Source organism: Psittacicella hinzii (assembly GCF_003585885.1).
Lineage (GTDB): Bacteria > Pseudomonadota > Gammaproteobacteria > Enterobacterales > Psittacicellaceae > Psittacicella.
Genome location: NZ_NRHC01000143.1, coordinates 1 through 10,754 on the forward strand (window position 1 = coordinate 1; position 10,754 = coordinate 10,754).

At 32.5% G+C, this 10,754-nt stretch carries 9 protein-coding genes; 8 read left to right on the plus strand and 1 reads right to left on the minus strand.

Features of this window, described 5'->3' with window-relative positions:
* Positions 1 to 22: 22 nt before the first annotated feature.
* Positions 23 to 238 carry a 50S ribosomal protein L31 gene (rpmE, locus tag CKF54_RS07780; RefSeq protein WP_119525778.1) on the minus strand — a complete coding sequence of 72 codons (216 nt, stop codon included), beginning with the start codon at positions 236 to 238 and terminating at the stop codon, positions 23 to 25.
* Between the two features lie 298 nt (positions 239 to 536).
* Between rpmE and glmM the strand changes: the two genes are divergently transcribed.
* The 8 genes from glmM to CKF54_RS07820 all read left to right on the plus strand — a co-directional run bounded on the left by glmM (position 537) and on the right by CKF54_RS07820 (position 10,481).
* On the plus strand, positions 537 to 1,883 hold the full coding sequence (gene glmM, locus CKF54_RS07785; protein WP_119525779.1) for a phosphoglucosamine mutase: 1,347 nt from the start codon (positions 537 to 539) through the stop codon (positions 1,881 to 1,883).
* 15 nt (positions 1,884 to 1,898) lie between these two features.
* On the plus strand, positions 1,899 to 2,603 hold the full coding sequence (locus tag CKF54_RS07790; RefSeq protein ID WP_222987600.1) for a hypothetical protein: 705 nt from the start codon (positions 1,899 to 1,901) through the stop codon (positions 2,601 to 2,603).
* A gap of 53 nt (positions 2,604 to 2,656) precedes the next feature.
* Entirely contained in the window at positions 2,657 to 4,474 is a 1,818-nt protein-coding gene (locus tag CKF54_RS07795) for a hypothetical protein (RefSeq protein WP_119525781.1), read from the plus strand.
* Between the two features lie 2 nt (positions 4,475 to 4,476).
* The gene (locus CKF54_RS07800) at positions 4,477 to 4,767 is read left to right on the plus strand and encodes a YcgL domain-containing protein (protein WP_119525782.1); all 291 of its coding nucleotides are present in this window, start codon (positions 4,477 to 4,479) and stop codon (positions 4,765 to 4,767) included.
* Between the two features lie 9 nt (positions 4,768 to 4,776).
* Entirely contained in the window at positions 4,777 to 5,544 is a 768-nt protein-coding gene (locus CKF54_RS07805; RefSeq protein ID WP_119525783.1) for an ABC transporter ATP-binding protein, read from the plus strand.
* Positions 5,545 to 5,555: 11 nt separating this feature from the next.
* Positions 5,556 to 6,416 (plus strand): iron-siderophore ABC transporter substrate-binding protein, encoded by an 861-nt coding sequence (locus CKF54_RS07810; protein WP_119525784.1) that lies wholly within the window; start codon positions 5,556 to 5,558, stop codon positions 6,414 to 6,416.
* Entirely contained in the window at positions 6,410 to 8,326 is a 1,917-nt protein-coding gene (fhuB, locus tag CKF54_RS07815) for a Fe(3+)-hydroxamate ABC transporter permease FhuB (protein ID WP_119525785.1), read from the plus strand. The genes CKF54_RS07810 and fhuB overlap by 7 nt, the downstream gene beginning before the upstream one ends.
* 139 nt (positions 8,327 to 8,465) lie before the next feature.
* Positions 8,466 to 10,481: a TonB-dependent siderophore receptor gene (locus CKF54_RS07820; protein ID WP_119525786.1), complete on the plus strand. Its 2,016-nt coding sequence runs from the start codon at positions 8,466 to 8,468 to the stop codon at positions 10,479 to 10,481.
* Positions 10,482 to 10,754: the final 273 nt, after the last annotated feature.

The following is a 10,754-nucleotide window of genomic DNA, read 5'->3' on the forward strand; positions in this document are numbered from 1 at the left end:
GAGTGCTTTATTTAAATAAATATTATTTTTTAGAAGTGAAACCTTTGAAACGGTTTTTGAATGCTTCAACACGACCACCAGTATCAACGATACGTTGTTTACCAGTATAGAATGGGTGACATTTACCGCAAACATCTAAGTTTAACGCTTTGTTAACTGTAGAGCGGATTTCGTATTTTTCACCACATGAACATGTAGCACTTACTTCGTAATAATTAGGGTGAATACCTTGTTTCATAATAAACCTTTAGGATTAGTTGCATATCGCTATATAAATTGATTTTATACACCATATGCAGGGTTTAATAGTAAAGCAAAAAACAAAAGTAAATTTAAGGTTTAAACCAGACCAAATTTATCGTAGGTTTTTTGCATGGGAAATAATTTTTACAAATTACGCGCTAAATTATACCCCTTTTTTTATAGAAGTGCAAATATTTTTATGAATGCTTACATTTATCTAAGCGATTATATGTTTATGGTAAAATAACAAGCATGTTATAACTAAACAGAAATAATTTAACGAGTTAATACATATGAAACGTAAATATTTTGGTACAGATGGTGTACGTGGTAAAGTAGGTGAGAAAATTACTCCAGAATTTGCTTTAAAACTTGGTTGGGCTGCCGGTAAAGTATTAGCTGCTCATAATAAAAATAGTAAAGTTCTAATTGGTAAGGATACAAGAATTAGTTGTTATATGCTTGAATCTGCTCTTGAGGCAGGATTTGCAGCAGCTGGAGTAGCTTCATTTCTAACTGGACCTATGCCTACGCCTGCCATTTCTTACTTAACTAGAACTTTTCGTATGGATGCCGGTGTAGTAATTTCTGCTTCTCACAACCCTTATTATGACAATGGCATTAAGTTCTTTAATGCTAATGGTACTAAATTACCTGATGAAATTGAGCTAGAGATTGAAAGATATCTAGAAATGCCCTTAGAATGTGTAGATAACGTTTCATTAGGTAGAGCTAAACGTGTAGTAGATGCTGTTGGTCGTTATATTGAATTCTGTAAAGCAAGCTTTTCTACTCACTTCTCATTAAAAGGTTTAAAACTAGTGGTAGACTGCTCTAATGGAGCAACTTACCATATTGCTCCTTCTGTTTTCCAAGAGTTAGGTGCTGATGTTATTGCTATTGCAAACCAACCTAATGGTATAAATATTAATGATCACTGTGGTTCAACTCACTTAGATCTTTTAATTAAGAAGGTAAAAGAAAGTGAAGCTGATCTAGGTATTGCTTTCGATGGAGATGGTGATCGTGTAATGATGGTAACTTCTCAAGGAGAAGTGGTTGATGGTGACCAAATTCTTTATATTTTAGCAACCTATGAAAAAGAAACAGGTAAGCTAGGCGATCGAGGTGTTGTTGGTACTTTAATGTCTAATAATGGTTTAGTTGCTGCTTTAGATAAGTTAAATGTTCCTTTTGAAAGAGCAGCTGTAGGTGACCGTTATGTCCTCCAAAAACTATTAGATAAAAATTGGTATCTTGGTGGAGAAAACTCAGGACATATCCTACATTTAAATAAAAACCAAACAGGTGACGGTATTATTGCCTCTTTAGCTGTTTTACGTGCTTTAACTTATTTTAATAAAACTTTAGAGCAAGCAATTTTAGAAGTTCCATTATTCCCTCAAGTTTTAATCAATGTACGTATTGATGAGTTAGAGGATAACGTTGTTAATAAAGAAAGCGTACAGGACTTAATAAAAAACTTAGAACAGACTCTTACACCAGAAAAAGGTAGAGTTCTTCTAAGAGCTTCAGGTACAGAGCCAATTATCCGTGTAATGGTTGAACATCCTAATAAGGATAAAGCTACAGAAGCAGCCGAATTAATTGTTACTGAGATTAAGAAATATAAACGTTAATTTTTGTAGTTTAAAATGAATGATTGGTTAACTAAATCTCCGTGGGGGAAAAGATTAATGATCGCTCTCCCTGTGGTAATTTTAATAAGTATACTTTTATCCCTATACCGTTCTTCTACTTCTGCTAGCACCTCTGCCCCAAGAGATGTGCTAGTAACTTTAAATGAGCCAGTTTTCCCAAATGACTCTTTAGTGAAAAATGTAAATTACAATTCTTTTAAAGATGCACAAACAACTGCGCATTTTATTCCAACTAAAGAGGTTGAAGATAGATTAATTTCTATTTGTAATAATCTTACGAGTGTAGACAATTCAGATGTAAACTTAAATCTTGTACAGTTACAAAATTTAACATGTTTACGTTATGCAGGAGCATTATTACAAGAAGACTATTGGGGTATTCAAAGCGTAAATATTTTCAACTTAGCTAAAGAGCGCTTGGCAGCGTTATTTAGTTCTCAGGGAGAAAATGTACGTGCTAAAGTGATCAAAGGTTATAACATTGATAACTTTACGCTAGTAAACTTAAGAAATCCAGATTTTTATAAGAGTATTAGTAGTTCAGATTTATACAATATAAGTATTCTATGTGCCACTTATATTAAAAATCAAAAACAACCAGACTTTTTTAGTCCTTCATATGAAAGCGATAAAGCTATTTTAGTAGCAACCTATGAAGCTTGTGGTCTACTAAGTTACTTTTACGCCAATAATAAATAATTTCTATTTGAGGGGTGAGTACGCCTCTCATTTTTTTATATAGAGGATTTTTTATGAGATACTCAAGCAGAAAGAAGTCATTTAATAATAAAGTAGAACTAAATGACTCAATTGAGAACTATGTAATCTACGATTATGAGACCTATGGGTTGGATGTAAAAACTACAGGTATTTCTCAATTAGCAGCTGTACGTTTAAATAAAGATGCTCAAGAATTTCCTGCTGGTGAATTTAATTTAGAAGTATCAGCTTATCATGATCAGATCATGGGACCAATAGCAGCTATAAAGACAGGCTTTAAAATTTCTCCTTTAGTAAATGCTCAAGGTGAGGTTTATAACTACGAACTGTTAGGTCGAGTTCGAGGAAGAAAAAAAGTTCCTGAAGTTGAATTAGCTTACGCTTGGTATACCTATATTACGAGTCAGAGAAATACATGTATTCTTGGCTATAACAACTTTAGCTTTGACGATAGAGTGACATCACATCTATTCTTTAGAAATTTTATTCACCCATATCAGTGGTATTTCGAGAATAATAACTCTCGTATGGATTTATTTCACTTAGCAATTGCTTTTAGTACTATTTGTCCGAAAGCAATCAACTGGCCAATTAATCCAGAGACAGGTAATATTTCTTATAAATTAGAAGAAATTAGTAGAGCGAATAGATTTAGCCACTTAAATGCCCATGATGCTATGTCAGATGTAAAAGCTTGTGTGCAACTAATGCAAGCATTTCATGCAGACAGAATAGAGTTAGATAGATTTACTCCTGAAGAGCAAGCTAATCTTTATGAAATAAATGTATCTCCTGAATCTTGCTTTAAGCACTTAGCGCAATTTAGAAGTAAATTTAAAGTAATTCAATATGTTGAGGCTAAAGGCAAGAGTATTCTTGTTTATTTTGACATAAATGGGAGAAAGCGTGCTACTAGACATGCAACCCCCGTTGTTTGTTTAAATAATTTTGTTGGTAACAAAATTGAAAGAGAAATTCTACTTTTAGATCTTACGGTGCCACATGAAAACTTTAGAGAATTTTTAACTTGGGATAGTAAAGACTTACAAGATTATTTCAATCTAAGTAGTAAATATAGAAAATTCTCTTCTCCACTTTTAGTGGCAGAATCGAATAGGTTCCCTCTATTTGCTAGTTTAAATGAGTGTTCTCTAAATAGAGAAATAAATACACCAGAAGTTAAGCAAAATGTTCAAACTAATTATCAATTACTTGAAGATTTAGCAGTTGAGGAGTTAAACGTATTCTATGCGAATTTATTACAGGCAAGTAAAGAACGTTTTAATGCAGCAACTCCAGATTCAGATACGTCTGTAAAAGTCTATACACAAGTTGAAACGGAAAAAGAAGAAGTTAAGTATAGCTTAAATAAATTAAATTTTAGTCACAAAGAACGAGATAAGGTTGCTTCTCAAGATAACCAAATCCGCTTTTATCCTGAAAGTTTTTTAACTAAAAACTTTAATATTATTAATGATAATAAAGTTTTATTTAATGGTAAATTAGGACCTAATTTAGAAAGATTTACTCCTTACCTGATGGGGATTTCAGCAGATCCTGTGTTAAATAGTTTATTTACTCTGTTTAAAGGTAATGTGGATTTTTATAACTTACCTCCAAGAATTAAAAAGGAATACTTAGCGAAGTTAGAAACGAGATTAGATGTCGCTAAGGAAGCTTTTGAAAATGGTATGGTTGAATTAAGACGTCAGTTCTCTGAAGATAAGGATAAATTTTTACAAGAATATAATTTAAGAGAAATACAAGAATTAGGTAAAAATACTGAAGATTTTTATCAGTATACTAAGAAATTTATACAAGAATTTTTAGAAGAGACGAGTGAAGAGTAGTTATGCTAGTATCAGTTTATGTTACTAAAGATAGTAAATTCTTTTTGTATGTTCCTTTCAACCCTAAATTTAAAAACAATTTAGAGTTGTATGAGGATATTCCAACTGAAGTAAAAGCAAAATTCAAAGATGGACGTTTTATTAAAACGATTAACATCAAAGAGAAAAAATTAGTACAGATTAGCAATGAAGAAGAGTTTAATCAGGCTTTAGCTAATAATGGTTTTTATCTATTCAAAATTGATGAATCCTTTGTTGAAAAACAAATTCAACAGCACCTCAAGACAAAGTAAAGCCAAGCTATGTTTAAATTAATTAATTTATCTTTTAAAGTAGATAACAAAGTTATTTTAAAACCATTATCGATGGAATTTAAGGCAGGAAGATTTTACGGTCTAATAGGTCATAATGGTTCAGGAAAATCAACTTTAATAAAGTTGCTGGCAAAACAAGAGCTTCCTAGTTCAGGGGCTGTGCATTTATCTGGGAAAGATTTACAAACATTTAAGGCTAAAGAGTTTGCCCAAACTGTAGCTTATTTACCTCAACACTTACCTCAACAAACTTTTCTTAAAGCAAAAGAGCTCGTTGAAATGGGAAGATTTGCTTGGCAAGGAATTTTTAAGAAAAGTAACCAAGAAGATTTAGAGATTATAGAAGAGTGTCTAAAACTTACAGATACTCAAATGTTTGCTAATAGTCTTATAGATAATCTATCTGGAGGAGAGCGAGTAAGAGTTTGGTTAGGAATGCTTTTAGCCCAAAAGACGCAATTTATTTTACTCGATGAGCCCCTTGCTCCTTTAGATATAGCGCATCAAGTTGAAATTATGAAATTACTAAAAAGCTTGAGTGACAATTTAGGGTTAGGGGTAATAATCGTAATTCATGATATTAATTTAGCGTCAAGATTTTGTGATCAAATTATAGCGTTGCATTCAGGTGAGGTTATCTACGATGGAGATTCTCTTGGTTTAATGCAACAAAGTCGATTACGTGAGATCTATGATATTGATTTAAATATAATTGATCACCCTCAAGCAAAAGATGTAAAAGTTTCGTTTTATTAAGAGGTTAAGGCATGAAAAAACTACTTTTATGTTGCTTAGCCATCTTTATAAACTTTTATAATTTTGCTCAAGCTAATAAGCGTATAGCTACTGTAGATTGGACAGTGGCAGAAACTTTAATATCTTTAGGAATCAATCCTGTAGCTGTAGGTGATTTAAAAAGCTATAGTATTTGGGTGAAAGAGCCAGTAATCAATAAAGAATACACTGTTGACTTGGGGAATAGGTTGCAACCAAATTTAGAGTTAATTTCTTCTCTAAATGTTGATTTATTTATCAATACTCCGATGTATGCTTTAATTAGTACAAAACTAGAAAAGTATGCTCCTGTTGAAAGTGTAGACTTCACTGCGGATAGTAATATCTGGGATAAGGTTGTAATGTCAACTAAAGCTGTAGCTACTTATGCAGGAGAAACTGCCAAAGGTGAAGATATGATAGATCTAGCTGAGCAAACTCTTGCAAAGTTAAAAACTTCTTTGGCTGGCAATATTAAGTCTCCGATTGCAGTAATTCAATTTGCAGATAGTAAGCATTTTCGTCTTTATGCCAAAAACTCAATAGCTGGAATGGTGCTTGATAAGTTGGGATTACCTAACGCTTATGATCAAAATGGAAATCTGTGGGGTTTTGTCAATCAAACAATTGATAAACTAGCTGATTTGCCCGCTGATACTATACTCGTAGTTGTTAAACCTTATCCTATTGATTTACCAGCTAAGTTAAAATTGAATAGTTTATGGAATTATTTACCAGTGAGTAAAAACTTAATAATTTTAGACAGTACTTGGTTATTTGGTGGTATACCTTCATCTTTAAGGTTTGCCAATGCTCTTGTCAATGGCTTGCAAGGTGAGAGTGAGCAATGGTAAGAAAACTAAACATTTTAGCGCTTACACTATTAGTACTAATTCTAGTTTTAGCGGTAACCATAACAAAAATCCAATTAGGAAGTTTTAGCTTACTTTTCAATTTGCAGGAGCTAAATGGATTATTGTGGCTAAACTATACTTTACCTCGCTTGATTATGGCTACTCTTGCTGGAATTGGTTTAGGAGTAGCTACGGTTATTCTACAACAACTTACGCGCAACCAACTAGCTTCTGATAGTACGTTAGCTGTGAGTTCAGGAGCGCAATTATTTATTACCGTAGCCAGTATTTTCTTACCAACTTATTTTATCTATGGTTCAAGCCTAGTAGCTTTTATTGGAGCATTTTTTGCTTTAGTTGTTGTTCTGGCTTTATCCAGTGTAAAGAGAGCTAATAATACTATTGTTGTATTATCTGGTATGGTGGTTTGTTTATATTGCTCAGCTTTATCATCAATATTAATCTTAATTTACCCTGAAGAAACTAGATCTGTTACAACTTGGGCAGCTGGATCATTAATTCAAGATAGCTGGCTAGATACAATTTATTTGGCGCTAAGCCTGCTAGTAACTTTTATATTGGTAGGTTTATTTACTAAGTCATTTTCACTTTTAAGTTTAGATGATGAAAGTGCAAAACGTATAGGAGTACCTGTAAGATACATTCGCTTAGTGGGTTTAGTTTTAGCTGCTTTTATTGTAGCTTCTATTGTTTCTCGCGTAGGAATGTTAGGTTTTATTGGGTTAATATCAACTGCTCTAGTAAGAAGTTTAGGCGCAAGATCATTTAAGCAACTTTTAGCTTATACTCCTCTGGTTAGTGCATTAATTCTATTAACTACTGATTTAGTTTTACAATTAGTTGATATTTTCTTTAAGATGCAAATCCCTACTGGAGCGGTAACAAGTTTAATTGGGACTCCAGTGCTGCTATTTCTAATGCTGATTGACAAAAGTCGTTCAGTAGTAAATGTGAGTGCAGATCGTAATACCCATTGGCAGGCACCTAGCAATACTAAACTTTACTATTTAGTATTCACTAGTGTTATAGTTCTAGCGGGGTGTGTATTCTGGCAAGCAAATCTTGAAGTGATAGATTTACGTGCTCCTCGTATTATGTTAGTAGTTGGAGCTTCAATGATATTGGCTATTTCCGGTTTTGTTTTACAGAGAATTAGCAACAATCCTTTGGCTTCTCCAGAACTAATGGGAATAACTTCAGGGGTAAATTTAGGCATAATGGCAACAATTATTGCTTTAACAAGTGTGAGTGCTATTTCAATGTATATTGGTGGAGTTGTAGGTGCTTTAGTAACTCTAATCGTAATACAGTTGCTCACTTTTAGATCTAATTTACAGCCTGAAAAAATACTCTTAATTGGGATAAGTGTAGCAGCTCTCTATGATTCTGCTCAAAGGATTTTTATCGCAACTAATGACTATCGTGCTTACTCACTTCTTAATATAACCTCTGGTAGTTCTTACTATGCTACTTACTATTCAGGAAGTATAGCTCTATTAGTCGCTTTACTGCTTGTAATAGTTATGCTACGAGTTACAAAGATCTTTGATCTTTTTGCATTAAATGTAACTGTAGCTAGTGAACTAGGTTTAGATATTTTTAAAACGAGATTGTTTTTAATCTTACTAATATCTTTAGTAGTAACTATAGCGACTTTAAGTATTGGATCCGTAAGTTTTGTAGGGTTATTAGCTCCGCACGTAGCTTTTTCACTTGGTTATAAGCGACCGAAAAAGCAGTTATTAGCTAGTGTCATTATTGCAATCTTACTAGCTCTAATTTCAGATTTTATTGCGAGAAATATAATTTTCCCATACGAAATCCCCGTAGGACTAGTTACAACCTTAATAGGTGGTCTCTACTTTATTTACATTGCTAGAAAGTTGTAAATATAAAACGTAGTGTAAGATTGAATTATTATTTGAAAACAATAGATAATATCTAGATTTTTAGATCAAATAAAAATCTCAACTTTGCAGATTCCTCTGTTATAATCTGCTTAATTTTTTGTAATTTCACTCTGGTTTTATGAATAAAATTTTTAAATTAACTACCCTTTCAGTATGTTTAGCAACAGCTTTAAGCTCATTTGCTAACGAGTCTTCTACGAATTTAACGTTAGAAAAAATCACAGTTTCAGGTTCAGTAAGTAAGACTGGAACTTTAAAATTCTATTCACCAAGTTCTAGCTCGACTTTATCAACAGCTCAAGCTAATGAGATTGGCGCTAATCAATTAGATGCTTCACTACGTTACACTCCAAGTGTACAAGCACAACTATATGGTGGTGATGTTGATGATTCTCTATGGTTTAAAATTAGAGGTTTTGACGCTTCATTATTTGTAGATGGTAGCCCTGTTTATAAAAATGGTTATACTTACTATAGTCCAGTATTATTTGGCTATGAAACAGTAGAGGTAGCTAAAGGATCGAACTCAGTACTTTATGGTACGAGTGAAGCAGGTGGTGCTGTTAACTTAATAACTAAACGCCCTGGTTTTGAAAATAAAGGTTTAGTTCAAGTTAACGTAGGTAATCGTGAGCAAAGAGGCATAGCTTTTGACTACAATGGTAACTATGCAAATACTTTACTATATCGCTTAGTAGCGAGTTATGATCACCAAGAGGGAGAAACCTATGGTACTTGGGGAGAAAATTTTTACTTTGCCCCAAGTTTAACATGGATCATTGATGAAGCTAGTCGTTTAACAGTATTAACGTCTGTACAAAAATCTACAGGTGTGCCAACAACTAATTTCTATCCTGTTAGTGGTACTGTAGACACTTCGAGCTTTGAAATAAACCGTAGAACAAATCTAGGTAATCCTGATTTTGATTTCTATAATCGTAAAGCCTATAAATTTGGTATTGAGTATTCTCGCGAGTTAACTAAAAATTTAGAGTTAAATTTTAGTTATAACTATCTACAATCTGAAAGAGAACAGTTAGCTAGCTATTATAGTTTTATGAATAGTGGCACAAGCTACTATAGAGGGTACCTATATAACAATACAAAATCTAGAGATCACCACTTAGATTTAAACATTGCAAACAAAGCTGAAGTTTTCAATGGAAGAAATACGTTTGTTGCTGGTTTACAATATGGATATACAAAAGTAACAGGTAACTATGGTTTTGGTACATATTCCGGTACTTATGATTTATTAAATCCAGTATCATCAGGCAGACCTGATTACAGTAATTTACCAATCTTCCAAGTAAATCAACACCAAACAGCATTTTACTTACAAGATACATTTGATTGGAATAATTTTATCTTTGATTTAGGATATCGTCATGATCGTGTAAGTAGTAAGAGTGATACTTTAGGCGCAAAAGAAAGTTATAAAACTAACTACGATACTTACTCTGCTGGAGTAATGTATAACTTTGATTTTGGTTTAAGTCCATTTGTTCATTACTCTACTTCATTTAAACCTTTAAGTGGTTCTGATGGGGTAAATGCTTACAAACCAATTACAGCGCATCAATTTGAGTACGGTTTCAAATATGTACCTGAATTTATTGATGCTAAGTTTACAGTTACTCTATTTAACATTAAAGAGAAAAATAGCTTAGTTTATACTTCAACAATTGCACAGCAAATTGGTAACAATGAAGCTAAAGGTGTTGAGTTAAGTGCAGATTTTAATTTAACTAGAAACTTAAGCGCAAATTTAGCGTACACATACCTAGACGCGAAAACGACAACAACTTCTGGTAGCGTGGTTAGAACTCCTTTAACTGCATACAATCAAGCTTCAGCTCGAATTAACTATAGATTTGATAGCTTACCATTACAGTTAGGTATTGGTGGTAGATACTTCGGTGAATCAAGTGATCAAATTGGTAATACCAAAGACTTCAAAGTACCTTCATACTTTATTGTTGATTTAATGGCAAAATATAATGTTAATAAAGACTGGGAAGTTTTAGCAACATTAACTAACCTAACAGACAAAAAATATGTAACTGGATGCTACTATAGTTGTTACTATGGTGAGGGACGTAAATTTAACGTTTCTTTAAGCTACAAATTTTAATTAGCAAAATTAAATTATTTTTTGATAAAAAATAGTAGCCTTATTTTTTAAGGCTACTTTTTTTTATTTATAAATCAAGAGAATAGGAAAATACTTTTAAAAAGCTATTGCATAGAGATGTAAATATCTATATAATGAGCAAGTCAAAGAAAGGAAAGAAAAATAAATTAGCAACTCAATGCTATACCAAATAAATTTTCTTGACTTTTAACAGATTATTTTGCTAAAATAAGCAAAGTAATTAAAATACAACGTTCTTTAACAATTTAACAG